Origin of the sequence: Corynebacterium sp. HMSC22B11, assembly GCF_001815965.1 — a bacterium.
Classification (GTDB): domain Bacteria; phylum Actinomycetota; class Actinomycetes; order Mycobacteriales; family Mycobacteriaceae; genus Corynebacterium.
The window spans coordinates 129,175-155,058 of the sequence record NZ_KV823470.1 but is presented as its reverse complement, the minus strand read 5'-3'; the positions used below and the strand labels follow the sequence as shown (position 1 = coordinate 155,058).

At 59.5% G+C, this 25,884-nt stretch carries 18 protein-coding genes and 1 pseudogene; 5 read left to right on the top strand and 14 right to left on the bottom strand.

Annotation, left to right across the window (positions count from 1 at the left end; genetic code table 11):
• Positions 1-460, top strand: a pseudogene (locus HMPREF3088_RS10610) (type I glutamate--ammonia ligase); the annotation flags it as partial.
• Between the two features lie 94 nt (positions 461-554).
• Here the strand turns inward: HMPREF3088_RS10610 and HMPREF3088_RS01115 are convergent.
• The 6 genes from HMPREF3088_RS01115 to HMPREF3088_RS01090 all read right to left on the bottom strand — a co-directional run bounded on the left by HMPREF3088_RS01115 (position 555) and on the right by HMPREF3088_RS01090 (position 7,221).
• Positions 555-1,196, bottom strand: coding sequence for a biliverdin-producing heme oxygenase (locus HMPREF3088_RS01115; RefSeq protein ID WP_070757758.1), 642 nt, complete (start codon positions 1,194-1,196; stop codon positions 555-557).
• Between the two features lie 245 nt (positions 1,197-1,441).
• Positions 1,442-2,524 carry an HtaA domain-containing protein gene (locus HMPREF3088_RS01110; RefSeq protein WP_070757756.1) on the bottom strand — a complete coding sequence of 361 codons (1,083 nt, stop codon included), beginning with the start codon at positions 2,522-2,524 and terminating at the stop codon, positions 1,442-1,444.
• Positions 2,517-3,311, bottom strand: a complete 795-nt coding sequence (locus HMPREF3088_RS01105; RefSeq protein WP_070757754.1) for a heme ABC transporter ATP-binding protein — start codon at positions 3,309-3,311, stop codon at positions 2,517-2,519. Before HMPREF3088_RS01105 ends, HMPREF3088_RS01110 begins: the two co-directional genes overlap by 8 nt.
• A complete protein-coding gene (locus tag HMPREF3088_RS01100) occupies positions 3,311-4,354 on the bottom strand; it encodes a FecCD family ABC transporter permease (RefSeq protein ID WP_070757752.1) in 1,044 nt (347 codons plus the stop codon). Before HMPREF3088_RS01100 ends, HMPREF3088_RS01105 begins: the two co-directional genes overlap by 1 nt.
• The gene (locus HMPREF3088_RS01095) at positions 4,335-5,381 is read right to left on the bottom strand and encodes a heme/hemin ABC transporter substrate-binding protein (protein WP_070757750.1); all 1,047 of its coding nucleotides are present in this window, start codon (positions 5,379-5,381) and stop codon (positions 4,335-4,337) included. Before HMPREF3088_RS01095 ends, HMPREF3088_RS01100 begins: the two co-directional genes overlap by 20 nt.
• 10 nt (positions 5,382-5,391) lie before the next feature.
• Positions 5,392-7,221, bottom strand: a complete 1,830-nt coding sequence (locus HMPREF3088_RS01090; protein WP_070757748.1) for an HtaA domain-containing protein — start codon at positions 7,219-7,221, stop codon at positions 5,392-5,394.
• 221 nt (positions 7,222-7,442) lie between these two features.
• Here HMPREF3088_RS01090 and HMPREF3088_RS01085 point away from each other — a divergent pair, with 221 nt between their 5' ends.
• The 3 genes from HMPREF3088_RS01085 to HMPREF3088_RS01075 all read left to right on the top strand — a co-directional run bounded on the left by HMPREF3088_RS01085 (position 7,443) and on the right by HMPREF3088_RS01075 (position 11,519).
• The gene (locus HMPREF3088_RS01085) at positions 7,443-7,817 is read left to right on the top strand and encodes a hypothetical protein (protein WP_246817974.1); all 375 of its coding nucleotides are present in this window, start codon (positions 7,443-7,445) and stop codon (positions 7,815-7,817) included.
• A 317-nt stretch (positions 7,818-8,134) separates the two neighbouring features.
• Positions 8,135-10,222, top strand: coding sequence for a GmrSD restriction endonuclease domain-containing protein (locus HMPREF3088_RS01080; protein WP_070757745.1), 2,088 nt, complete (start codon positions 8,135-8,137; stop codon positions 10,220-10,222).
• A gap of 328 nt (positions 10,223-10,550) precedes the next feature.
• Positions 10,551-11,519, top strand: a complete 969-nt coding sequence (locus HMPREF3088_RS01075; protein WP_070757743.1) for a GIY-YIG nuclease family protein — start codon at positions 10,551-10,553, stop codon at positions 11,517-11,519.
• 388 nt (positions 11,520-11,907) lie between these two features.
• Here the strand turns inward: HMPREF3088_RS01075 and HMPREF3088_RS10605 are convergent, their stop codons facing one another.
• From HMPREF3088_RS10605 to HMPREF3088_RS01040, 8 genes are all read right to left on the bottom strand, one after another.
• Positions 11,908-12,348: a restriction endonuclease gene (locus tag HMPREF3088_RS10605; RefSeq protein WP_246817973.1), complete on the bottom strand. Its 441-nt coding sequence runs from the start codon at positions 12,346-12,348 to the stop codon at positions 11,908-11,910.
• Between the two features lie 147 nt (positions 12,349-12,495).
• Positions 12,496-12,828 carry a winged helix-turn-helix domain-containing protein gene (locus tag HMPREF3088_RS10600; protein ID WP_246817972.1) on the bottom strand — a complete coding sequence of 111 codons (333 nt, stop codon included), beginning with the start codon at positions 12,826-12,828 and terminating at the stop codon, positions 12,496-12,498.
• A 15-nt stretch (positions 12,829-12,843) separates the two neighbouring features.
• Complete coding sequence (locus HMPREF3088_RS01065) at positions 12,844-17,781, bottom strand: DEAD/DEAH box helicase (protein ID WP_070757741.1); 4,938 nt, start codon at positions 17,779-17,781, stop codon at positions 12,844-12,846.
• 71 nt (positions 17,782-17,852) lie between these two features.
• Positions 17,853-18,581 (bottom strand): VIT1/CCC1 transporter family protein, encoded by a 729-nt coding sequence (locus HMPREF3088_RS01060; RefSeq protein WP_083317286.1) that lies wholly within the window; start codon positions 18,579-18,581, stop codon positions 17,853-17,855.
• Between the two features lie 50 nt (positions 18,582-18,631).
• A complete protein-coding gene (locus HMPREF3088_RS01055; RefSeq protein WP_070757738.1) occupies positions 18,632-19,747 on the bottom strand; it encodes a DUF3322 domain-containing protein in 1,116 nt (371 codons plus the stop codon).
• Positions 19,734-23,084: an ATP-binding protein gene (locus tag HMPREF3088_RS01050; protein WP_070757737.1), complete on the bottom strand. Its 3,351-nt coding sequence runs from the start codon at positions 23,082-23,084 to the stop codon at positions 19,734-19,736. Before HMPREF3088_RS01050 ends, HMPREF3088_RS01055 begins: the two co-directional genes overlap by 14 nt.
• Entirely contained in the window at positions 23,081-23,668 is a 588-nt protein-coding gene (locus HMPREF3088_RS01045) for a DUF4194 domain-containing protein (protein ID WP_015381734.1), read from the bottom strand. Before HMPREF3088_RS01045 ends, HMPREF3088_RS01050 begins: the two co-directional genes overlap by 4 nt.
• Entirely contained in the window at positions 23,669-25,141 is a 1,473-nt protein-coding gene (locus tag HMPREF3088_RS01040) for a DUF3375 domain-containing protein (protein WP_236251484.1), read from the bottom strand.
• A 300-nt stretch (positions 25,142-25,441) separates the two neighbouring features.
• Between HMPREF3088_RS01040 and HMPREF3088_RS01035 the strand changes: the two genes are divergently transcribed.
• Positions 25,442-25,813: a carboxymuconolactone decarboxylase family protein gene (locus HMPREF3088_RS01035; protein ID WP_070757735.1), complete on the top strand. Its 372-nt coding sequence runs from the start codon at positions 25,442-25,444 to the stop codon at positions 25,811-25,813.
• Positions 25,814-25,884: the final 71 nt, after the last annotated feature.

Here is a 25,884-nt window from a genome sequence, read left to right as displayed (position 1 = left end):
CTACCACCGCCTGGTGCCGGGCTTCGAGGCGCCGATCAACCTGGTGTACTCGCAGCGCAACCGTTCCGCGGCGGTGCGTATCCCAATCACGGGCTCGAACCCGAAGGCGAAGCGCATTGAGTTCCGTGCGCCGGACCCGAGCGGTAACCCGTACCTCGGCTTTGCCGCGATGATGCTGGCCGGCCTGGATGGCATCAAGAACCGCATCGAGCCGCACGAGCCGGTGGATAAGGACCTCTACGAGCTGCCGCCGGAGGAGGCGAAGAGCATCCCGCAGGCGCCGACCTCCCTGGAGGGCGCTCTGAAGGCCCTGGAGGACGACAATGAGTTCCTCACCGAGGGTGGCGTGTTCACCGACGACCTGATCGATACCTACATCCGCTACAAGGTGGATAACGAGATCATGCCGTCCCGCCTGCGCCCGACTCCGCTGGAGTTCGAGATGTACTACGACTGCTAGTTGCTGGTTGGTGGTTGGAAGGCCCGGGAGCTGTTGGTGGCTTCCGGGCCTTTTGCTGTGCAGTTTTTCTACTGTGCCGGTGTTCTGCTTCTGGCTAGTGGCGCTCCGCCAGCTCCGCGAAGATTGCCGTGTTGAAGTTGAACGCCCGCTCCGCTTCCATCAGCAGGGTCGCGCGCTGATCATTATTCAGCGCCAGACCATCCACCCGCTCGCGGTATCCGTTGCGGTACGGCGGGATCTTTCCGATCACGTTGAAGTTATAGAAGTTCAGCGCCCCAGCCGGAATCCCGTAATGGGAGCGCAGCATCGCAGCGATCACCTGCCCGCCGGAAATATCGCCCAGGTAGCGGACATAATGATGCGCCACCACTTCCACAGGTTTACCCGCGATCTCTTCCAACCGTGCCACATAAGCGGCGGTGGCCGGCAAGGCCTGGATCTTCTCACGCCAGTCCTCGCCAATAAGCAGCTTCAGGTCTGCCTCCAGTGCGCCACGTCGCTCAAGCCGCGGGTCCGCTACCGCACCGGCGATCGGGGTGCTGGCTACGCTGCGGACGGCGTTTTCGAGGGCTCCGTAAACAAACCACAGCTGGCTAGCCAGATCAGCCGCAGCAGTTTCGGTGAGCTCCCCTCCCAACAGGCGCTGCATGAAGGAGGAGTTTTCCGCTCTCTCGTGGACCTCTGCGGTCGCGTCACGCAATGCAGCAGACAGTGGTTTATCGATGGTGGTGGTCATGGTTCTGCTCCAGGATGTAATCGGAATTATTGGAATGAAAATTAAGGGTAGCCACACCTTAGTTGGGCAGGCGTCGGGTGTTCTGATTTGCGAGAAAGTATCTTCAACACCGCTGCCTCCTATTCCTAAGGTGTGGCAACCCTCGTTATTGACGGGGCGGTGCCAACCGTCCGCCGCTATCACGCGGCCCGTCGTTGTGGCTCTAAACTTTCAGCGTTGTGCCTGAGTATTTAACGGCTCAGCAATTAGCGCTGGAAGAAAGAACGAATGTTGTCGAGAGCACCAGACTTCACGACTGCCTGCCACAGGATGCCGAACATCCCGCCGATGGCTACAGCTCCGAGGAAGTAGTTCCAGAAGTTCTTGAACTTCGAGATGGCGGAGGACCCGGTGTCCTTGTCACCCTGGCCGTCCTTATCCTTATCCGGCTTCGGGGTCTCGGTCTCGGTTGGATTCTTCGGCTCCTTCGGCTTCTCCGGCGCAGGCGGGGTCGGGGTCTCCGGCCCCTTCGGGTTCTCCGGCTCGGTCGGCTTCGGGGCCTCCGGGATCGTGGTCTCCGGCTCCTTCGGGTCCTCGGTGGCTTCCGGGCCCTTCGGCTCCGTGGTCTCCGGGGTCTCCGGCTCCTTCTTCTCGCAGGAGACCTTGAGGGTCACCTGCGCCCCATCCACCTCTGGGTTGTAGTTAGGGCCATACATACCCATGAACAGGAAGTCGACGCCCTCGACAGCACCATCTTCATCCGTGCCCGGCTGGGGCACATAGGTCACGTCGCTCGCATCGAGGGTGAGGGTATCACCCTCCTTCTTCCACTGCGCCTTACCGTGACCAAAGGCACCCTCACCGGTGCGCTTGTTTTCCTCAGTGCGGTCGGCTGGCTTGTATTCGTGCATGGCCTTACCTTCGACGAAGTAGGCCTCGTACTCGGAACCGAGCTGGGCCTTGTCCCCGTCGGTCTGGACGAATGGGTTGATCATCTTCGAGTACAGTGCGCCGTGGTGACCAGTGAAGGTGACTGAGGAATCCTTGGCCCTAATCTTCGAAGCGGTGACGTTGCCGTTCTCGTCTACCGTCACCGTGGAGGTTGCCGGGTCGACGTCGAAACCGAAGGTGAAGTCCTTGGCGTTCGGTTCCCCGTTTTCGGCCACCGGGCCGGCGGTCTCCCAGGTCCCCTGGGCGATACGGCCCTTGATGTATTTACGCCAGGACTGCTTGACGCCCCAGTCGAAGGAGCCGGATTCAATGGTGCAGGTTTCTGCTTCTGCCGCGGACGCCTGCGGCACGGTGATCGCGGTAGCTGCGATAGCGGTCACCAGGATTCTTTTAAGCATGGAATTCCTCCAGTTGATGTGAGAAAAGTGGATTGATGGTGGGCGTGGCACGTTGTGGCTGTACCAGCAGCCCGTTGACGGAGATCGGCCACCCATACACCTCGGACAAGGTGTGATCGGTGAAAACCTCCGCCACACGCCCTTGAGCTGCTAACCCCCCACATGAGACGCACACAATGTGATCGCAATATGAGGCTGCCGCGTTCAGGTCGTGAAGCACGACGAGTGCGGCGACTCCGGCTTCCTTAGCTAGGGATTTCACTGTCCCCAAGAGCTGTTCCTGGTGACGGATGTCGAGGGCCGCGGTCGGCTCATCCAAGAGAACAATCGGAGTGTTTTGGGCAAGCACACGGGCAAACGCCACCCGCGCGCGCTCCCCACCGGACAAGGTGCTGATATCACGTCCCGCGAGGTGGGCGACGTCCGCGGCCTCCAGGGCGGCGTCGATGAGCTGCTCGTCAAGGTCCGCATGCGGGGTTCCGCGCCAGGGGCGGCGACCCATCGCGACGACGTCGCGGACCAAGAATTCGAAGGACACCGCGACGTCCTGAAGCATCACCGCACGTGTCCGGGCGAGGTCCAGGGGTGGGGCCTTCGGCGAGAGGCCGCCGACGTTGATCTCGCCGGTGTAGTCCATGTCCCCCGCCACCGCGGCGAGCACCGTGGACTTGCCGGCACCGTTCGGGCCGATCAGTCCGGTGACTTCGCCTGGCTCGGCAGTGAAAGATACGGAGTCAACGAGGGTGCGCTCCCCGACTGTGACGGTGAGGTTGTCAACGCTGAGCATTAGTGCACCCCTTTCCGCATCATGCGACGCAAAAGAATGAAGAAGGTTGGTCCGCCAACCAGGGCGGTGAAAATGCCGATCGGCAGGTCCGCAAAGGGAATCAGGGTTCGTGCTGCCACGTCCGCGAATCCGATGAGCACCGCGCCACCCAGGGCAGAGGCCGGGATGAGGATGCTGTTTTCCGGCCCAACGATGCTGCGCAGTAGGTGGGGAACGATGAGGCCGACGAAGCCGATGAGGCCGGCGAAAGCCACCGCCGCGGCGGTGAGCACCGCGGAGGCAATGATCGCCACGATGCGTAGCACGGGAACGTTCACACCGGTGTGCGCTGCGGCGCGTTCGCCGAGCGCGAGAATGTCCAGCTGTTTACCCAGGCGCAGGGCTACGGCGATGCCGAGGATCACGACGGGTAGAACCACCCAGACGTGCTTCCACTGCGAGCCGTTGAAGGAGCCCATCTGCCAGAAGATGATCGCTTCTCGGTTCGCGGTCGGTGCGAGGTACACCATAAAAGCGATCACGGCATTGCACACCGCGTTGATGGCGATGCCGGTGAGGATCAGGTGGACCACCGTCACACGCCCGTTGTGACGAGCGAATTGGTAGATGATGAAGGTCACCACGAGCGCGCTGACGAAGGCGAGTGCTGGAACGGTGAAGGTTCCCAGGAAGGAGACGTTGAAGACGATCGCCACCGCGGCACCCACACCTGCGCCGGAGGTCACTCCGATGATGGAGGGTTCCGCTAGTGGGTTGGCGAAGATCGCCTGCATCAGCGTTCCCGCAACTCCCAGGGCAGCGCCCACGAGGAGCCCCAGCACCAGGCGTGGCAGGCGGATGTTCCAGACCACGCTGGCGGTGAGGGACTCCTGGCCGGGGCCAAGGGTCAGGATGGGTACCAGGTCGCGGATCGTGATGTAGTACTGCCCAAGGATGATCGAGACCAGTGCGGCCAGGATGACGAGTACTCCTAGACCCACGAATACCCATCTGCGCTGTGTGCGGCGGCGGGCGAAGATCTCGCTAGGCGTTGTTTGGGTCATAGACAGCCTTTGCGAGCTTGACCAGCGTCTGGCCGGTCATGGGGCCGAAGGCCAGCGACTGGCCGTCGGGGATCGTAACGATGCGTTGCTTTTGGCCAGCGATGGTCTGTTTGACGCCGGGGCGTTCCAGCAGTCCGTCGATGCCGCCGGTGGATTTCAGGCCATCGGTCATCATGATGATGACCTCCGGGTTGATCCGGGCCAGCGCTTCGGCGTTGGCTGGTTCGGCGTAGGAGAGCTTGTGCTCCGCCGCGAGGTCCACTCCGCCGATGCCTTCGATAAGGTCCTCGGCGCCGGTGCCTTCACCCATGATGAAGAACACGCCGCCGTTGCCACGGGCGTAGAGGAAGGCCATGCGCATCGGCTCCTCGGGCACGATATTTTTGATGGCTTCCTTCGCCTCGTCGATCTCCTTGATGGAGCGCTCGGCCAGGGTTTGCGCCTCATCCGATAGCCCCACGGTGTCGCCCAGGGTGGTGATGTCCTCCCCCACCGAGTCGATGGTGCGCTGCGGCTCCATGACGACGGTGGTCACGCCCGCATTCCGGATCTGGTCGATCGCGTCGCGGGGTCCGATGGAGTGGTCAACGATGACGAGGGTTGGCTTGAGCTCCAGGACTGCCTCGACGTTGATGTTGTGGCCACCTTCGGTCACGACCGGGAGGTCGGCCAGGTTTGGTTCCGTGGAGGAGACGGTGCGGCCCACGATGTTGTCCGCCAGGCCCAAGCCGGTCAGCGTCTTGGTGTACGTCCCGTAGATGTCCAGCGCGAGGATCCGGGAGGTGTCGTCGACGGTGACGTCGTAGCCATCAGCGTCGGTGAGCTCGACGGGGAGGGCTGGCTGTGCGTTATCAGTCACCGGCTCGATGTCGGCGAAGTCGCTGACCTCGGTGACCCCTTCGAAGGAGCGGGGGTCGGAGAGGTTTTCGGGGTCCGGGAGCTGGTCGGTGTAGCTGCCCTGCACCCCGCAGGCGGTGAGCCCCACGACGCACAACAGTGGGACGAGCAAACGTAGAAGGAGTTTCACGACAATCTTTCTAGGAGTTGTTCATGATGAGTCGGCTTGTGGAGCCACCGGCGATGACCAGCGCGGCGATGAACAGGAGGAGGTAGGTGGCTGGGTCGTCTGCCGTGCTGCCGTTCGGGCCGTTAGCGGACTTGATCTTGAACTTCTTCGAGCCGTCTTCGTAGCCCTGCTCGGAGTCGCCGGCGAGTGCTTCTTCGATGGCTGCGTCGTTGACGCCACCGCCGCTCGCGGAGGTGATGTCGCCGCCGCCTGCTCCCCCGCTGGCGCCGCCACCGGCGACGTCGCCGCAGTCAGCGTTGCCGCCGAGGGTTGCGCGGAAGCTCAGTGGGTCCAGCTGGGTGCCGGGCTCGTAGAACTCGGCGAAGGCCTTGGATCCCACGTCGGAGAGGGAGACGGAGGCTTCACCGGAGGCAGAATCGGCGCCGACGTTGAGGGAGCTGAAGTTCAGGTTGGCGATGACGGTGCGGCCGAAGTTCTTCTTCTGGCCCTCCATGTTGGAGGAGCGAACGTCGGCGATCAGCTTGCCGGTCTTGCCGTTGAAGGTGATCTCCAGATTGGCGATGTTCAGGTCGAGCTTGCCGTGGTGGCCGTGGAATTGGATGCTTCCGCCGTAGCGGATGGAGCCTGCGCCGTCCTTGACTGCACCGGAGTTACCGGAGAACTGGAAGCGGCCATTGCTGTAGCCAACGCCCGAGAGCTGCCACTTGCCCTGTGCGATGGAGCCGGTGATGTAGGACTGGAAGGACTTCTTCACGCCCCACTGCGCGGTGGCTTGGGTGACGCCGGTGGCCTGGCAGGATGCGTCGCTGCCGCCGGACGCACCCCCGGAGGACGTACCGCCCGCGCTGGTAGCCCCGAAGCCCGAGCCCCCGGCGGTGGAGGCCCCTGCGCCGGCGCCGGTCCCGCCGGTTCCCGAGGTGCCGAAGTCTGCGCCAGAGTCGGAGGCACCGGAATCGGAGGCGTAGTTACCAGACGGTGAGCCCCCGGAATTCGAAGTTCCAGAGCCGGAGTTGGAGTTCCCGCGGTTACGGAAGGATTCCAGCTCGTCCAGGAATGCCTGGGTGTTGCCCATGAAGGTGGTGATGCCGTTCATGGTGTCGTTGGTCTCGGAGAGGATATCCATGGCTTCCTTGTTGAAGCCGGTGAAGTTGCCCGAGATGGAGTTCAGCTGGCGCTGCGAGCCCGATCCGCCGCCAGCGGAACCGCCACCTGCGCAGGAGCCGTCCAGCGCGATGGTTCCCGAGGATGGGTCGAGGGCCTCGCCCTGGTTGTAGAAGCCGGTGAAGAGCTTGACTCCGCCGGAGGTCAGGGACGTGGATCCTGCCAGATTGACCTTCTTGGCGCCGGACTTGACGGGCTCCTGAAGGCGGATGGTGGCGATGACCTCGTCGTCGCCCTGGATTCGCTGACCGCGGCTGTAGTTGCTCCGGTTGAGCTCGTAGGACACGTAATCGACGGAGATCTTCGCCTGGTTGCCGGAGGCGGTGACCTTGAAGTCGGACATCGTCATGTCGAGGACGCCGTCGTGCCCCTTGAAGTTCAGGGTGCCCTGGAACGGGACAGTGACGGTGTCGCCGGAGGCCTGTGGCGAGCTGGCCTTGAAGACGAACGCGCCGTTGCCCGTTTCGTTTCCGGTAAAGCCGATGCCGCTAGCACCCCAGCCACCGCGGGCGATTTTGCCCTTGATGTAGCTGCGGAAGGATTGCTTAATTCCCCAGTTCCAGGTGCAGGAAGTGTCTGCCTGGGCGACCGGGACGGTGTGGAGAAGTGGTGCTGCGCCGAGTGCGAGAGGGGTGGCGATCATGACGCTGACTGCTGAGCGCCAGAGATTTCGAGTCATGTCAGAAACCTTGTTTTATCCGGTGAATTCTGTAGGCTAGGCTTGCCTTAGTTAGGGAATCCTTCCCTTAAATTGTGTATTTGTCAATAACTGCATTGGAAGAGAGAAAAAGCGTGCACAGCTACCCCCAAACAGATGTCTTCAGAAGCATCTACCCGGATGTGGATCCCGCCCAGAATTTCCCCCCTACGCTGGGAGAACGCACTTCCCTAGCGCTTGCTGTGGGCATTTTTATGTTCGGTGGCGTGCGGGGGGATCTGATCATCGCGGGGGCTGGACTGGTGTTTGTGGTGGGCTGCGTATGGGCGCTCTCACGGAAGGCGCCGAGGCGGATTCGCGCTGAGGCGCGCAGCCGCTTCCCCCAGCAACCGTGGGTGGAGCAGCCCAGCCCGCTGGTGCCGGTGGCGTGGTTCGCGCTCGCGGTGGTGGCACTGTTGGCGTGGTGGCTGACCCCTGACAAGTTCTTGGTGTGGAGCGCAGCCGCGGTGGCCATCGTTGCGGCCGTGGTGACATGGTTCCTGCCTGTTATCCAGCGCCGACGCACGGAAGGAGACGAGGAGCTCGAGCTGTTCGAGGAGCTGGACGGGGCATTCTAGGGGCTGAGTTTCGGCTGGACTGGTTGGGCCGGGACTGGCTGGCTGGTCGAGCCGGGTTGGCTGGGCTGGCCAGGGCTGGCTGATGGGGTCGGTTTTGGGCCGTGGCGTGTCACTTTTCGCGCGTTTTCTGGCACTGCACAGCCCAAAAGCGCGCCCCTGCCCGAAGCGGCGCTGATCTCGCCGGCAAAACTCGCCATGTACCCACCCGGGCTACGGGTAGCCTGAACGAAGAAGCGCCATCCTGTGCGGCGGTCATCCTCCCCCGCGTCACTAGTTGGCCTAGCAACAAACAAAATGCCTGAAAGGGACGTTTCTTCGTGGCCTCAATCTTCAAGACAATCTCGTGGCAGGTCTCCCAGCTCGTTGCTGACATTCACTCCGGGAAGATCCAGTTGCCAGACCTGCAGCGGCCTTTCGTCTGGCCATCTGCGAAGGTGCGCGACCTGTTCGACTCGATGTACCGCGGTTACCCGGTCGGAGAGCTGATGTTTTGGGACGTGGCAGCTCAGGACGAATCGCGCGCGCTCAGGGAGGACCCCGAGTTCACCGGGGCACATCAAATTATTGACGGGCAACAGCGGCTCACCAGTTTGTACGCCGCGATCAAGGGGCACGAAGTTCGGGACCATGACTACAAGAAGAAGCTCATCCGCATTGCCTTCAACCCCTTCAGCGAGAAGTTTGAAGTTCGTACTCCTCCCATCACGAAATCGCCGGAGTGGATCGACGACATCTCGGCCGTGTTCAAGAGCCCTTTCCAGGCACGCCGGGAGTTCATCAAACGCTACGAGGCCACAGGGGCTGAGCTGACGGAAGAACAACACGAAAAGATCGAAATAGTTTTCAGCAAGCTAGTTGCACTAAACAACTACACATTTAACGTTGTTCACCTTGATGCCACCGCCGATAAGCGCCTCGTCGCCGATGTTTTCGTGCGTATCAACTCCGAGGGTGTTCGGCTAAAGGCCTATGACTACATCCTCACCTGGCTTAGTGTCTTTTGGCCGGAGGGACGCGAACAAATTGAGGAATTTGCGCGGAACTCAAGGATGTCGCCTGCTCACGCCTCTAGCGAATTGGGGCGGCCAGTTCGTTGGACTGCGTATAACAACTACATCTCCCTAAACAACGGTCTGATCACCCGCGCGATGGTGGCAATCGGTCAACGCCGCGGCCGCCTCAGTGATGCGTACGCGGCGCTTCAGTCGAAGGACCGCCACACGGGGCGCGTGAACTCCGAACGACAGGAGCAGCAGCTTGAGCTATTGAAGCAAGCGCTCCCGCTGGTCACCGATGAGGTGAATTGGACGGAATTCATCCGATCGATTCAAACCGCCGGTTTCCGGTCAGGTAAGAACGTCACCTCGAGCATGAACATTATCTACTCGTACGTGATCTTCCTGCTGGGGCGAACAGATTTCAATGTCGAGCTTTCTCGCCTCCGTGCGATCGTCGCCCGTTGGCTCTTCATGGCGCAGCTAACGGGGCGTTACACCGGTTCTTCTGAAACCCAGATCCAGAAGGATATTGACCTGATCAGCGGAATCGCACCTGGTGACGCCGACGGTTTTGAAGCTGCTCTTGACCGCGTTATTGCTACCGAGCTCACCGAGGACTTCTGGCGATACAACCTGCCACAACGGCTGATCACCTCCGGTTCTGCTTTGTCCCCTCACTACCAGTGCTACTTGGCTGCGTTAAACATCCTGGATGCGAAAATGTTCATGTTGAATGAGCGTGTTCGGGATTGGATGGATCCGAACCAGCCCGCGCAGAAGGGAACGGAGGGCCACCACCTCTTCCCTCGCAAGTACCAGGAGAAGGTCCTCGGCACCCACGATTTCAAACGCATCAACCAGGCTGCGAACTTCGCTCCGACGGACTGGGCGACGAACATCAAGATTTCTGATCGGGCCCCCGCTGACTACTGGCCGGAGTTGGTTTCACAGCGTGCCCAGGATGAGAATTGGCTGTCGCAGCAGATGTACTGGCATGCGTTGCCAAAGGGCTGGGCGAACATGACGTATGAGGAGTTTTTGGAGCAGCGCCGTTCGCTCATCGCCGAGGTTATCCGCGACGCCTTCGGGCAGATCTCCGATGGTTCGGGGGTCCACTCGGAGCCGATGCCTGAGGTAGAGATTCCGGAAGGTCGCAGCCTGCAGGAGTTTATCGAGGCAGGGCTGCTGAAGGAGAACGACCTGCTCGATCCGGTTGACCCAGATTGGGTCGTAGACGCGGTGGTCACCGCTGATGGGCAGGTACTTATCGATGGCGTCAACACCTACGAATCCCTCGATGCCGCTGCGCGCGCATTGGGTGTGTCTAACCTCAGCGGCGAGGAGTTCTGGGCTTTGCAGGACGGTAACAATTTGATTCCGCTCAGCAAGCTGTCCGCCGCGCGTTGAACCTGAAGCCGCAATAGGCGGCCAGTACTAGCCGTGCCGGATCCTGCCACAGCGCGCCCCTAAACCAGGGCCGGACCAAACAAGGGTCACCCCATCTGGGGTGACCCTTGTTTTTGTGTTTGTGGTGTATTTGCGAGCTGGGTGCCGGGACTCAGCGGGATTCGGTTCCCGGGGCTACGACAATCGCAGGCCGTTTTGGGCCGTGGCGTGTCACTATTCGCGCGTTTTGTGGCACGGCACAGCCCAAAAGTGCGCCCCTGCCCCGGCGCACCGTGCCCCATCCACGCACGCCACGAGCAGAAGCAGTTTCTCCGGATAAGATTCCTGTATGCAGCTGCCTGAGGGAAAAACCATCGATGTGCGTGACTTGGATTCGCTGAGACCAGCGTTCAAGAGAGGCGAATCCACGTGTGGGGTCTATCGGCTGCACTTTGAGAACGGGGAAGCGTATCCAGGGCAATCCAGAAACGTGGTGAGTCGCTTCGCCAGCCACCGACGAACTTGGCCGGACATCGTCGCCATCGACTTCTTCCCGATGCCAGCGGACTTGCTCGACGAAGCGGAGCAGTTTCTCATTACCGAAACCGAGGCGACGCACTCGGTGCGCAACATCATGCTGACCAACAAGCCACGCGGCAACGACACGGTAGAAATCGTCACTTCGGCGGGATCCACTGTAGCTCTTCCCTGGGAACGTGAGCGCGCCATAGGGGCGGCACAGTCGTACGTGGAGAAAATCGATCCAAAGGTCGCAACCCTGTTACGCCATCCTCTTTTCTTGGAACTTAGGTCGCTGGTCGGCTGGTACATCGCCAACACCATTCAAGACCCGGCCTCAACCGTCGAGCAGCTTTGGACTGTTTCATGCATGCCATCGACAAACCACACGAAAACTGAACATCGTTTGCTCACTTTGTCCTGCGGGAATCTAGAGACACTATTCATTGTCGCCAGTAAATCGACAGCTTATGAGGATGATCCACATGCTTTTGCGACCGTGAGGATCAATACCGCGTTTATCGAAGGTTCAGACCGTTTTGAAAGCCCAGATGGGTTCTGGGCAGTTTATGACGACGTTCCGTATCGCGGGGAGCGTGTCTTGAGCTTCGATTTCAGTCTCGGCGTACTGCGCGCGATCATTAATGGGGACCTTGAGTTTCCGTATCTGGACGAAATGCTCAAAGCTGCGTACACACTCAACACTCGCCTCATGCGGCGTGGTTCCACGATGTACAGCCGTTTCCACAACACCAAGCTCGCTGATCTTCTTCTCGCAGAAGCCGTCACGTGGGACTAGTGCGCACACCTGGCGAACGCCCTGCCCCTCCGACCCGCGCGCGATTCGGTTCGTTTCCATCGCCACGCGTGTGACCTTGCCAACCAGATCCATGATGTAGCGAGGGTTGTCGGCCTCGTCAGCCCTGCAAGGGCGTTTTAGCGCTCCAAATGGATAACAAGCCCCAGGATTGAATGAAGGCAGCGGAACCCCGTCGAGCGCCTAGAGGCTCGCGGCGGATTACCCTGCCAACTGATCGGAACGGCGCTCGGAAAGAGCGTTCCCCGTGATGTGTCTGAAGGCATCAACGCTTGAGGTCGCTTCCAACTTCGATGAAGAGGAACTCTAGTCCCTGTCCCCAGGAGCAGGGGCTCTGCTCCTTCTTCTGGGAGCTCCCCGCTCTCACCGGCTACTCGAAGTAGTCCTCGTCGATCTCGACGATCTGGACGGTCCGCTTCGTCTGGACGCCGACGCCGTACTTGATCATCAGTTTGGCAAGCAGTGCACCATCGATGAGGACCACGCGGGACTGGACCGACCCCGCGTAGTTAATCACACCGGAACTAAACGATGCCGTGGTGAGGAAAACTCCCTGGGAGGCCTGGGCGCCGTGCAGTGCTCCGACAAAGGCCTGGACATCCGGACGACCAATGGACTTGGACATCTCGTAGCGCTTCGCCTGCACATAAATGCGAGAAAGCCCCAGCGCATCCTGGTCGATCACACCATCGATGCCACCATCGTTGGACAGCTGCGTGCGCGTTGCGTTGCCGAAGGAGCCTCCGTACCCCATGGCCATGAGCAGATCCAGCACCGCCTGTTCGAAAAAGGCTGGTTCCCTCTCATGCATCCGTTTCAGCAGTTCCTCGGCGACCATTTCCTCGTTGCGGCGCTGACCATCGTCGACCTGCTCGAGTGGTGTTAGCTCGGATTCTGGCTGTTCAAGTGAAGCATCTGCTGGCGTGGAATCTGCCTTGCTGTGAGAGGGTTTCCGGAATTATTGGTAGGACTCCCCACTTTCAGAACGCAGCTCGGCTTCAGTAATTCCATTTGGATATTTCGCCAACAAGCGTCGCCCCTTGTCCGTGATTTGCCAGAGCGCCCTTGCAGGAGAAGAAATCGCTTCTGCCTTGGAAAGATAGGTAACCGCCCAATTTCCGCGATTCAAGTACCGAGCTTCACCCGATGAGATAGTTGCGGCTCGTTCTTCTTCGCTGATTCCCATGTTGTCGGCAGCCGTGGAGACGATGCTTCTCCGCTTCCGGATCTCCCCATCCTCGAGCACTGACAAGCACGGGATCAAAAATTCATCCCAGGTTCTCGCGTTCACCTGCGTTCCTCTCCGCTACTTCTCATTCAAGGAATTAACGATGCTGACGGTTTCCATCGCCACGCGGGTGACGCGGCCGATGAGGTCCACGATGTAGCGGGGATTGCCGACCTCGTCTGCCCAGTCATTCGGGTCATTGACGATGCCGGAGGCCTTATCCTTCTTCACCTGGTAGCGATCAATCAGCCACGCAATCGCGGAGCGGGATCCCAGCATGTACTCATCCGCCTCTGCTGGGATACCGGCGATAGTGACCTGCTTGTTGTAAATCAGCTTCGTGACGTCGTTGACGTTCTTTCCCGTCTCCGGGTTCTTCTTGCGTGCCCACTTCATCTTCACCACACGCCAGGTCTCCCGGTCAGATTCATCACCCTTGACCTGGATATCCAGCGGCCATGGGTCCACGTTTTCGTAGTTAACATGCAGATCCATGAGTTTCTGCCCTGCTGCCGCGAACTTATCGAACTCTTCACGCGAACCCGGCGTTTCAATGTGCGGCAGCATCTTCTTCAAATCCGCCGCGTACGCCTTTCGATAGTTCGGGTCATGCAGCTTGCCGTAGACGAAGTGGAAGATATCGTCACCGGTCACATCCGCACCCAGCGCGTCACGGTAGAGCGCCTTGATCTCGTCGGTGATGTTGTCCTTGCGCACATACCCCTCAACAACCTCACCAACCTGCCCGTAGATCGACGCCTCACCCTTGCTTATCGACGCCCCCTCGCCGAACAACCCACCATCCTCAGCGCCGACGGGCTCCCAGGTGAAACGCGAGAAGAATTGCCCGGCGTTCGAGCCGTAAAGGGCCAAGTCTGGGAGCAGATTCGTTGCAAAACCAGCAAACGGTTTTTCAGCGCCAGGATTTAGCACATAATAACCAAGGTTGTGGTGGTGCTGCGACGGGAACATCGACGGCAACTGGTACGTACGATGATTTAAAGCCGAATCGAAATAAGCATTCTGCTTACAAAATGGTCGATACAAGGAGAGCGTCTGAAATCCATCAGATGGGATAGGATTCCTACGCATTAAATGGGCCTGCAGACTCGATGACCATTTGATTTTGGTGGGATCTACGAATTCTGGGTGAGAGTCAAATAGTTCGTTAACGGAATCAAATTTAGAAATCTGCGTAAGTGCTTGGGAGTAAGCCGTTTTTAGACGGTCAACCTGCCCCGTTAATTGATTTGCTGAATATGAATACACCCAAGCGTCGCGGTTGGTCTGGAGCCCTGCAGAGTGCACTTCAAAGAACTTCGTCGCATCGCCCTTCTTCTCGCCGATGACCGGCCAGGTCGCGAACTCGTCGCTGCGCTGGTTCAACCAATCACCGTGCTTATTCGGGGTAATCGAACGCCACTGAATCTGATCCACCGTAGCGTTTTCAGCAAACGCCAGTTTCTCATCGCGGTTTTGATAATCAGCCGTTTGTGCATAATGCAAGCGGAAGCCCGACTTGGACGGATCCTTCACACCGATCAGCACGGCAACGCCGACCCGAATATCAAAAACATTGCCGCCCTCGCGCTTAGCCTGTTCACCAGCCATGCGAGAGTTGCCACGCCAATTGAATGCGTAAAGGTCGGTGAAATCCTCCGCCAGCGATAGACGAACACCATCGCTGGTATTGCTATCTAGCCAGCCGCCATTTGCGATGAACGCCACAACACCCTGATCTCCAATCCGGTCGGTGGCCCAGCGGAACGCGCGTAGATACGAGTCGTAGAGGGAGTTCTTATTCGCCGCCGTCGACTTCGCTGCGTACGTCTCCGCAATGCGTGCGTCCAACGTCGGGTATTTCAGGTTCGCGTTGTTATCGTTCGCACTCGTCTGACCCACCGAGTATGGCGGGTTGCCCACGATGACATTGATCGGAGCTTCCTTCTGCCGAACGATACGTTCGTTGTTGTTCTTAAACACCGTCAGATCCAGGATGTCGCCGTCCTCGTGGATCTGGAAGGTATCCGCGAGAGCGATATTGCCGAACGGGACATATTCCGGGACCGGCTCGCCGCTACGCTGGGCGGCTTCCTCGCGCAGGGCGTTATAGGTCGTCTCAATGTTCACAGCAGAGACGTAGTACGCCAGCAACATGATCTCCGTAGCGAAGAGCTCACTGGCGTACTTTCGCGCAAGGTCTTCCGGTTTGATAAGGCCAGATTGCAGGAGACGGACGGTGAACGTGGAAGTTCCAGCGAATGGGTCGAGGATGCACACGCCTTCGTCGGAAAGCCCCTTACCGAAGTGCTTCTGCGAAACCTCGTCCGCAGCTCGCAGGATGAAGTCCACGATCTCCACCGGGGTGTAGACGATGCCCAGGGACTCCGCCTGCTTCTTAAAGGCCTTCTGGAAGAAGCGCTCGTAAAGCTCCTTAATCACCTGCTGCTTACCGGAAGCGCTGGAAACCTCCGAGGCACGCACTCGCACGGAATCGTAGAACTTCTCCAGGGACTCCGTTTCGGTATCCAGGTTCTCTCGGGAGAGAGCTGCCACCATCTTTTCCATTACCTGGGCAACCGGGTTGTGGGTGATGAAGTCGTGGTTCTCGAAGAGGGCGTTGAACACCGGCGCGGTGATCAGGTGCTGGGAGAGCATCGAGATGGCGTCGTCCTCGGTGATGCCCTCATTGAGGTTATTGCGCAGCCCTTCGACGAACTTCTCGAATTCCTTACGCAGCTTGCTGTCCGCACCGTCCAGCAGGGCCTTAATACGGGTGATCTGGTTCTCGGCGATGGTCGCCACATCGTCGGCCCAGTCCTCCCAATAGGTGCGGGTGCCGACCTTATCGACCAGCTTCGTGTACATCGCCTCCTGCCACCGCTCCAGGGAGAACAATGCGATCTGCTGCGCCATGTCCTGATCCGGCTCCGCGGAATCAGCCTGGGAGCGGGCTTCCGCCTGATCCAGCTGCTCCTTAGGGCTTGCAACGTGGTCAACGGCGATCGGCAGTTCATCCACCTGGCCCTCATTCAGCGCGATGGAGTTCACCTTCGCGTTGAAGCGGTCATCGTGGGCACGGAGCGCATTGAGAATCTGCCACACGACCTTGAAGCGCTGGTTGTCATTCAGCGCCTGCGCCGGCGACACATTCGGGGCCACCGCCACCGGAAGGATGATGTAGCCATAGTCCTTGCCCTCGGACTTACGCATCACCCGGCCGACAGACTGCACCACATCCACCATGGAATTACGCGGATTGAAGAAAATCACCGAGTCCAGCGCCGGAACATCCACGCCCTCAGACAGGCAGCGCGCATTGGTTAGCACGCGGGTCTGGTCCACGTCGGGAGTGGACTCCAGCCAGGAGAGCCGCGACCCGCGCTCCATCGCGTTCATCGCCCCATCCACGTGCTGGGATGCCACACGCAGATCCACATTGTGCAGGGAAACATCCCCCATCACGGCAGCCTCCCGGAGCTGCTGCTGATAGGCGGAAATCAGGGAAGGGAAAGACTCCGAGATCTGCTTCGAGGTCTTAATATCCCGAGCGAAAGCCACCGCGCGCTGCATCGGTGCAGCGTTCGTATCGAAGCCGCCCTTCTGGCCCTGCAGGTCGCCGGAACGCTTCGCCAGACCATTCCAGGCACCAATCATCGCCGAGGCCAAGCTCAGGTTGAGCTGGCCATTCTCGCCACGGGCCATGGCCTCAGCAGCAACAGACTCATCCACCGTCATCACAAGGACGCGGTAATCAGTGAGCAGGCCCTTATCCACTGCTTCACCGAAGCCCAAGCGATAAAACTCTGGGCCGTACACGGCCTCATCATCCATGGAGGCGAGCTCCGCGGAATGTTCCGCAGCCTTGCCCTTGACCTGGTCGTCGAACAGACGCGGCGTCGCCGTCATGTACAACCGCTTCGCGGAACGGATGTAGTCCGCATCGTGGATGCGCACGAAGTTGGAGGCGTCCTCTCCAGCCAAGGTCACGCCCGTGGTGCGGTGGGCCTCATCGCAGATCACGAGGTCGAAATCATCCAGCCCCTCCTTCTGCGCGTCATGCACCGCAGGCAGCGACTGGTAGGTGGAGAAGACCACGTGCAGGCCCTTGGCCCGCTTACCCGAGGCGAAACGCTCCGCGATCTGCGAGCCTTCCGTGGACACCGGGACCTCGAGGTCGTAGGTAGCGATGTCCTCAGCGCTGCGGGAAACCTTGGCATCCGAACACACCGCGAAGGTGCGCATGTCCATCCGCCCCTGGGCGGTCCACTCTTTCAACGTCTGAGAGAGCAGGGAAATCGATGGCACCAGGAACAGAATGCGGGCTTTGCCACCATTATCCTCCGCGACTTGCTCAGCCAAGCGCAGCGCGGTAAAGGTCTTGCCCGTGCCGCAGGCCATGATCAACTTGCCACGATCGTGAGTACTGAAGCCCGCGATCGCACGGTCGATGGCCTCCTGCTGGTGCGGGCGAGGCTCGAACGTCTCGCGACGGGAGAGGTTGATCTGCATGGCACTGTCGCCCATCGCAGCGCCGGGGAAGACCACGTCCCAGTTGATTGGAGACTCGGAAATCGCAGACACGCCGATGCGACTGGTGGGGATGACCTGGTTGGCGAGCATCTCCTCCGCATTGGAGGACCAGCGGTCGGTGGTGGAAATGATCAGGCGGCTGCCGAAGTGCTCCACGCCCTCTTCGGTCTCGAACGTCCGGCCCGATGCTTCGAAGAAGGAATCGAGGTTCGACTTACTAATGCTGGTCGTCGGCAAGTAGAACTTGCACTGGATCGCGGTCCACGAACCGTCGTCCACGCGACGGGCGACCAGGTCGATACCGGTGTCCGCTTTGCCACCGTTGTAGCGCCAATCAGTCCAGCGGTAGACCTCATCGAACTGGGCTTTCAGCGTGGGGTCGGTGCGGAAATAATTGACCATCAGCTTTTCGAAAGCGATGCCATACGTCGCCTGCGGCTGATTATCGCGCAGCTGGGTGAGGACCTCGGAAAACTTCGCCATGGAGCCATTATGCCCCGTGACCGGAATCACTCAGTGAACGGCACGGGGTCTACGCCAAGGCCCCGCTGGGTTTAGGCAACGCCGCCGAAGAGCGCGCCCGCGCCGTAAGTGAGCGCCAGACCCAGGCCGCCACCGACGACCAGGCGGACCACCGAGCGGGTCACGCTGGTGCCGGCGATCTTCGCCGAAATCAGGCCAGTCAGGGCCAGCGAGAGCATCGTCACCGCAGTGACCACCCAGGCCTGGGTGCCGGTTGGCGCCACAAAGACCGAGATCATCGGCAGCGCAGCACCGGCCAGGAAGGACAGCGCAGAGAAGAACGCCGCCGCCCACGCGCTCGTCAGCTCGTTGGCATCAATACCCAGCTCCAGCTGCAGGTGGGCGCGCAGGGCGTCCTCCGCGTGGATCTCGCGGGCCGCCTCCACGGCCGTATCCTTGCTGATCCCGTAACCGGAGAGAATTCCCGCGAGCTCCTCCAGCTCCTCCTCCGGGGCCTCCCGCAGCTCCTTCTTCTCCTTGGCGATCAGGGTCTGCTCGGTGTCACGCTGGGCGGACACCGACACGTACTCGCCCAAGCCCATGGAGACTGCTCCCGCGATGGTGGCGGCCAGACCCGCCATCAGGATGGCCTTATCCCCCGCCCCGGTGGCGATCACGCCGATCAGCAGCGCCGCCACGGAGACGATGCCGTCGTTGGCACCCAACACACCAGCGCGCAGCGAGTTCATCTTCGCCGCCTCGTCGGAATCGTGAAGCTCCTGGTGAGCGCCAGGAACAGCGGGCTTGGTGGTTTTCCTCATGCCCGGAATTTTAGCCCACCGATTCACCAGGACCGGACCTACGACCGCTGCTATGCACCCGCACCATTGGGGCTCACTGCGTGGCGTAGCTGCTGCTGCGCATAGTCGAACAAGATTCTTTCCTGCTCAATGCGCAAGCATCCGCCTGCAGACCGCCCCCGGAGATAATCCAAGGCCAAGCGCTCCCCGTAACTCAACAGCTCAGGATCAAACCGGCTAGGTTGCGGTTCCTCCACCGCAAGATCAGCATGATCCCGAACCGTATCCAGGTCCATGAGGACAGAACGCGCATGAGGCACATATCGCCTCACAAGTTCCAGGATGTAGAACCCATACGAATCCAGATCGCCCCAATAAAGAACGTCTATCTCCCCTAACGATGGGATCTGCTGGACGATCCTGGCAGCGTTCAATCCACCACCGAAGATCGCCACTGTCGCAGGCAAGTCGGGCAAGGCAAGGAAACTCTGGTGATTTTCGACGATAAGAACCCGCTCCCCAGGCATTTCATCCAGTTCAGCCACCGGGCACGCTAGATATCGCATGCCGCTAATATCCAGCGCCGGGTCAAGGATGCGGACCTCTACCAACTGGGGTTTCGACTTAAAATTCAATGGGCCGACTACCGCTTCAACGACCGTCCTATGCTCCTCGAACCACTTGCTATCGACGCCAAAGATTGGCAGTTCGCGAATATAAAAGTCGCTGACCTCATATTCGTGGACCCACCGAACAACAGCGATGAACTGTTCCACGGTCGCGTCGCCCCAGTCTTCCCATGAAGAAAGGTGCCTGATGAGTTCTGGGCGAACGCTTTCCCCCAACTCCATGCAGAAACGATCCAAGACAGCCTGAAGGCTTTGCCAATGATCGAGCTTGCCGGCCACGCGAGCCGCAGTATCCGCATCGGAGAGAACAACACGCCGGGGCAGCGAATACGTCCCCAAGTAGCTGAGCTTTTTATCCTCCCACTCAGCGGTAATTGAACTGCGGTTCCACTGTGCCACCCATGCTCGCACGGCAGCGCCGTTATCACGCTCTGCCGCCCGTCCAGTCGGCGGATCCAGGTTGATGGTCAGCGTCTTGAATTTCCCGGCCAGCCAGCTGCGATGGTTGCGCGAGTAAAAGACCGCAGCGCGTTGGCGCACCTGATCAGGAGTCTTCATCCTGCACCTCCTCGATCGTCAAAGAACTCGTTCGCGATCGCTTCCGGTCTGGGCATTCCACCATCAGCACACCCCCGATATAGTCCTGCACGGTCTGCAGCAGCTTCTCGGGCGTGGCCAGAATCATGTGAAAACCAAAGCGGCGGAAGGCCTCCATCGCAGCCCGGGTGAACTCCGTATCCGCACGGTCAAAAGCCTCATCCAGAACAATGGTGCCGAATCGCGGGTAAATATCCTCCCCCACCCGGACAATGGATTTCTTTTCTTGCGCGGCCGGCAGGCCCATCCCAGTCAGCCGGTAACGCAAGGCAGCAGCCAAGCAGAAGGAGGACAGCTTTTGGGCTTGGCCACCTGAAAGACCTTCCGATGAGTCATAGACCGCACCACGCGCTCCATCCTCGCTATATTCCACGCCCAGGAACTTCACGTGTTGCCTCGTGTCCAGGCGCAGCTGGCGATCACGAGTTGATGTACCGTCCGAGACCGTCACTGCGTCGATCACCGCCTGCAGTTTATGGAATCGCTGCTCACTCTCCTCCTGATCAGCATCATTGATAATCCCAGCCAACGCAGAATCCAGCAGCTCAACGAAATCGCGGGCGATCGCAGGCTGTGCTTCCCGCACCTCGATCGTCAGGTAAGCACCCGGATAGAATTCGACCTCAGCGAGCGAATCATTAATCATCTGGATCGAGCTGCGCGTCTTTGCTGTCGCATCACGGATCAGCCGCCGCAGGCGCCCAAGATGCTTGTGGGTTTCGTCTTGCAGCATGTCCCGGAAACGCTGTTCGAAACGTGGCAAATCGTCTGCCTCAAGCCTGCCCAGTTCCTGGAGAAAGTCCTGCTCCCACTCCATGTCCGCCTTGAGGTCGCCCGCTCGATCCGGCCAGCGCACCAAGTAGAGGTTCATCGCGTTCACCAAGTCGCCACCATGTTTGGTGAACCGAGCATTGAGCTCTGCAAGTTGATCCTCAATACCGCGAACGAGCTGGTTGCTGAGCGCATCGATGTTATCGGACCGGATGGTGCGATCGATAGCCTTGCAACGCTCTGTCAGACGAGCCGCAACGTCCTCGGAGACGGTCTTCCCACCTCGACGAGTCCGAACCCTCTCAAGCGTTTCCTCTGCCTGCTCCAGACGAATTTTGAAGCCGCTGAGCTGATTACGCAGCGCCATGACCTGCTCCTCAACTTTGTCGAGAGCAGATTCGACACTCTTCAACTTCGCCTTCAGCTGAGCCAGCTCGGCGTTCCCATCAGTGAGTTCATCCACGTCGCTCTGGGCTTCCGCAAGCTCCTGGGCCACCGATGACACGTCGATATCCTGAAAACGCTCCGTCTCCAATAGCCGCTCGATCGTAGCTATTTGGGCACGCCGTTTCTCCTGGCCAGCCGCGATGGTCTTGCGTTGACGTTCAGCGTCTTCAAGTTTCGCCACAATGGAGCGCACCGATGCTTGGAGAGCATCAATCTTGTCAGCGAGGTTGCCCCACAGCACCCAGTTCGAACGGTCATCGATTCGGCGGCGATCATCCTTGATGTGGTCATTGCGGTTATGTTTCACCTGCCCCTTTGCAGTCACCGCCCGCCGGGCGGCACGAAACTCTTCCATAGAGTCACAGCACAGGTAATCGAAATTCTTAGAAAGTTGAGTCTGGATCCAGTCGTGATACCGCCCGGGTTTCACGTTGATTTTTAGGCCCAGCGAGTTCGGCACAAAACGCGATGGGCGCTGTTCTTCCAGATCCTGCGTGAACCGGGTGTAGCTCACCTTCGCACCAAGGTAGGTCCCATCAATAGCCGAAGAAACCTGGTCATAATGTTCATCTGGAACGAGGATCCGCCGAGCAAAACCACCCATCACCCGTTCTGCGGTTCCCTGCCAGTGGCCTTCACCAGACCTCATGCTCACGAGGTCAGCGATGAATGGAAGATCAGATTCTCGCACCCCAGACCGCTCCGCAATCAAGGCTCTCGCCCGGAGCAGCCGGTTATCCATGGCCGATTCGTATTTACGCAACGCTTCAAGCTCCGCGATGCGCTCTTTCTTGTTCTCGCCCAGCTCGTGAACTCGCACATGTGCTTGGGCTAGCTTTACGTCTTCCGTTTCATACGCAACGCTCAACCGCTCCCGCTCTTCACGCAACTGAAGAACGAGGTTGGTGAATTCCTCCGCGCTCCCGGGCTTTGTAGCCCCAATGGATTTGAGCCGGGAGTTGAATGCCTCTTCCTCCTTGGTCACTCGCTCCAGCCGGTCTTGCAGACGGTCGCGACGAGCTTGTGCAGAAACCAAGGCCGAATCCTGCGCGCCATGAATCAACGCGCGCAACTGATCTGCTTGCGCTCGGTGCGCATCCCGCACCCCGGTGGCTTCTTCGATCGTCGCGCTGACTGCTTTGATCTCGGAGGTCCGCTGATCCCGCTCCTGCTCGGCAAAGCGCTGCCGCCACTCGTCGACGAATGTTTCGACGCCGTCCCGGTCTTCTTTCACCCTGGTCAGGCTGTCTTCGACCTCTGCGCGCTTCTCTGCCGCCACGCGTACCGGTACCAGTTGCTCGATTTGCTTACGAGTTTTCACCACCGACTCATACGCCGTACGTAGGTCTGTGAAGTTCTCCGCTGCTTGCTCCGCGATCTCGAAGGTCTCTGGTTCGGGCAGCATGAAAGTACGCATCAAGTGGTTAAGATCGCCGAGTGTTTTGGCTGATTGCGTTCGGTTCAGCAGGTCCAAAGCGCCGGCATCCGCGATCCCCACTGCTCGGCGCAGTGCCAAGCTGAACTTCGGGTGATTTCGACTAACATGCAGGGCATCACCGTACGTCTTCTTCGCCTCGGTAACCGGCAGGTTCTTCTGCGCCAGATCCTCAAACTCCGTCAGGTCGGCGTCCCGAGGAAGCAAAATATAGAGGTCTGTGATCTCCTGACGCGAGTAAGCATTTGCGGGCAAAAACATCAACCGGCACGCTGTTACAGTCTCCCCCGCCCCGTCGCTGTAGCGTAGAGCGACGCCCGTCCACGTCGCACCTGTTCGGAGATAGGACTGCGTAAGTTCGTCTGCCTCGATCGAATGCTCGCGGCGCCAGGCGCCGCGGCAGTAGGTAACCAAGTTACGACCCGAGTGCGCTTGGTTATCCGCTGCAGCGTTGAAACGAATCTTGCCGGGTGGAACAAGAATCGTCGAAATCGCATCAATTAGCGTCGATTTACCGGAACCTGAAGGGCCCGTAATGAGGAAGCCTTCCCGTGGCACCTCGACACAGTGGAGGTTGTCGAACGTTCCCCAGTTATAAACCTGGATTTGGGAAAGCCGGAATTGGCCAGGCAGAGTCGTCGTCATTCTTCTTCCTCCAGGAGAGCACGGAAAGACTCGGTGACAGCAGCGATCTCTTCGCTAGAAAAGATGATGCGCAGCACCGGAGATACCTCGAAACGCCCCTCGGTCGGGGTGCTGGCGATAATCGAGTAGTTCTTCAGCTTGTTCCACGCTGCAGTAAAACGCTTACGCTGCGTGGACTTATCTGTGCCGGCGTGCCCTTGATACGGCAGGGTCGCCTCAAAAACCTCGCCCTCATCCACGATGGTTCGCTCGTTGGGGCTCGTCGTCACCAGTTCACGGCGCAGGTGGAGGATCACCACCGTGTCCATGAAAGTCAATGACTGTTTACGCAGCAACGCACGCTTTTCAGGGACATCCGCTTCCCACGCCTTTGTGTAGGCAACCCCCGCGTTCTCATCGAGGATGAGGGTGAGGAAGAGGTTATCCAGCTGTTGGGCAAGGACCTCCCGTGAGTTGGATATCGCAGTGAAGACCTCCGGCGATTTCACGCTCGACACGTATGGGCCACGGATGAGTTCCGCCAGGGCACGACGCTGCAAACCTGTCAGGGTTCCGGTATCGCCTTCATACAGTTTATTTTCCATCTAAACGCGCCCAACCTTCCTCCGAAATACGAAACGTTCATACCGTGCTTGGTACCTTTTCCCGCTTGCTCTCTCCCACTGCAGGATTTCCGTACCGTCGGACCTTTCACCGTGATCATGCGCAAGTTTGATGAGCCCCACCACACTCGCTAGCCCCTGGGTAGCAGGATGTTCTTCCAAAACTTCCCGAATCGATGCTTGTCCCTTACTACCGACCACATCGTTGATTGCGACGCGCAGTTCCTGCCAGTCAATTTCTGATTCCCGGATGCGCTGACGCATCTGTTCGAAATCGATCTCGCCCGACTCGTTGACTTCCATCGAGCGCTCGATGCGGTATTCCTTAGGATTGTGTAGTTCCCAACTGGACAGCGACGTCGGTTGCCGCGTCGTCAGCTCAAGCTCGTAACCGACCTTCTCGTAGGGCGCGATCCCTCGTTTTGCGAGCTCGAGTGCTTGCTGCTGCGCCTGATTGATTGCCCGCGTGAGCGCCTGCTGCGATTCTGCTTCTCGGGACTGCACGAAACGCCTGAGCGACCGAGATAGGCCCGTGAGCGAGGTATGTACCTGGCCCGAGGAGGAATCCAGCATGTCAACTAATTGAGCGATCTCAATCCGCTCTTCCGGGCCTAGCTGCTTCATGAAGTCCCGAGATTGCACGGCATCCATCACGGCATCGAGCTGCTTTGATTGCTCCGGATCAAGGAAAAGCTCATAGAAGGAGTTGAAGGCTCGCCCTGCCTCCGACTCTGCGATCAGATCAACACCGCGGAAGACATTGTCCAGCACCTCACCAGCGTTGAGTTGCCCTTCGACGAGCGATTCTCGAAGTTCGTGATCGACATTTTCAACCTCCTCTCGAACGCGGGAGAAGTCGGTGGGCAAGTCCCTAGCCAGGGCGAGGATTTCCCGCGCCCTCTCCACTGCCTCCTCGTCAGAAATCACGCCGACACCGTTGATGCGGATGTTGTCGATACGAGATTGGATCTGATCCCGCTGGGCCTCCAGGCGGCTAATCGCCCTCGCCTCGTCGGGGTCTGTTTCAGCTGCGAGATCCTGAAGATTATTGAATAGGGTGCCGAGGCGGGATTTGGTCACCACCCGCTGAGGACTGATCAACTGCTGCACATAATCGATGGCAACGTGAGCGTCCGTAGTGAGCTCGTAAAACTCCTCCCTCGAGCCCTGTGGACTGCGCCGCGTGAGGTATCCGAGCTTCACCCAGTCGTTGATATAAGCAACGGCCGACTTGGGCAGTTCCAAATTGGTTTGTTCCCGAATATCGATCAGCAACGATTCCACTGCGAGAGTGAGATCGGTTCCGGCGATCTGGCGATTACTTCCTTCGAAGACAGCACTTAAGACAGAAAGAACAGCTGGGGCGTTATGGGCACGAAGCATCGCCCAAGCAGGCACCGAGTCCGCAAGGCGGATCATCGCCAACGCATCTGCCACCGCGGTTGTCCGATTCATGTGCTCAATCTAACAACCGCTGCAGACGAGGATCCGGAAATATCGAACATTTCGCCGCCAATGGAAGCGTTCGATCCTCCTCTCCCCGACTGCAAGGTGGCCCTGCCCTGCAAGGAAAATCTAGCGAAGCGCACTGGTTAACCCACTCCTCCCCCGCGCCCCGGTGCCACAACTTGGGCTAGCCTCGGGGCAACCAACCCCGCTCCCGGCGCGTGTGCCCAACCACATCGCAGGCCAGACCCGGCGCACTGCACCACCGCAGCAACCCGGAGCGCGGGCCCAAAGAGAAAGGAACACCCCATGGAACTGAACCGCGACAAGGGCGAGGAGTTCGTCCGCGAGACCCAGACCCCAGAATCCGCCGCCGCATGGAAGAAACAGCTCGACGAGTTCGCGCCCGGCGCGTCCGACTGGGTCGTCGAAGCCGTCTTCGGCGGAACCTACCAGCGCGAAGGAATCACCCTGCGCGACCGCCAGATGCTAAACATGGCAGCCCTGGCCGCGATGGGTGGCGTCGAACCACAGCTGACTGGCCACATCAAGACCGCCGTGGACGTCGCGGGCATGAGCCCCGAGGAAGTCGCCGAGTGCTTCGTGCACCTCATGCCCTACGTCGGCGTGCCGAAGACTCTGGCCGCGATGCGCTGCATGAAGGCCGCGCTCGAAGACTAAAGCCCCGCCACTCACACAGCACCCGTGGAATAAGGGCACCCTAAGTAGCGTTATGCTCCTTGAGAACGATG

Coding starts and splice junctions, on each gene's coding strand:
- HMPREF3088_RS01115 (WP_070757758.1), bottom strand. CDS start 1,196: ATGACCACCACCATCGATAAACCACTGTCTGCTGCATTGCGTGACGCG.
- HMPREF3088_RS01110 (WP_070757756.1), bottom strand. CDS start 2,524: ATGCTTAAAAGAATCCTGGTGACCGCTATCGCAGCTACCGCGATCACC.
- HMPREF3088_RS01105 (WP_070757754.1), bottom strand. CDS start 3,311: ATGCTCAGCGTTGACAACCTCACCGTCACAGTCGGGGAGCGCACCCTC.
- HMPREF3088_RS01100 (WP_070757752.1), bottom strand. CDS start 4,354: ATGACCCAAACAACGCCTAGCGAGATCTTCGCCCGCCGCCGCACACAG.
- HMPREF3088_RS01090 (WP_070757748.1), bottom strand. CDS start 7,221: ATGACTCGAAATCTCTGGCGCTCAGCAGTCAGCGTCATGATCGCCACC.
- HMPREF3088_RS01075 (WP_070757743.1), top strand. CDS start 10,551: ATGCAGCTGCCTGAGGGAAAAACCATCGATGTGCGTGACTTGGATTCG.
- HMPREF3088_RS10605 (WP_246817973.1), bottom strand. CDS start 12,348: ATGCATGAGAGGGAACCAGCCTTTTTCGAACAGGCGGTGCTGGATCTG.
- HMPREF3088_RS01065 (WP_070757741.1), bottom strand. CDS start 17,781: ATGGCGAAGTTTTCCGAGGTCCTCACCCAGCTGCGCGATAATCAGCCG.
- HMPREF3088_RS01060 (WP_083317286.1), bottom strand. CDS start 18,581: ATGAGGAAAACCACCAAGCCCGCTGTTCCTGGCGCTCACCAGGAGCTT.
- HMPREF3088_RS01055 (WP_070757738.1), bottom strand. CDS start 19,747: ATGAAGACTCCTGATCAGGTGCGCCAACGCGCTGCGGTCTTTTACTCG.
- HMPREF3088_RS01050 (WP_070757737.1), bottom strand. CDS start 23,084: ATGACGACGACTCTGCCTGGCCAATTCCGGCTTTCCCAAATCCAGGTT.
- HMPREF3088_RS01045 (WP_015381734.1), bottom strand. CDS start 23,668: ATGGAAAATAAACTGTATGAAGGCGATACCGGAACCCTGACAGGTTTG.
- HMPREF3088_RS01040 (WP_236251484.1), bottom strand. CDS start 25,141: ATGAATCGGACAACCGCGGTGGCAGATGCGTTGGCGATGATCCGCCTT.
- HMPREF3088_RS01035 (WP_070757735.1), top strand. CDS start 25,442: ATGGAACTGAACCGCGACAAGGGCGAGGAGTTCGTCCGCGAGACCCAG.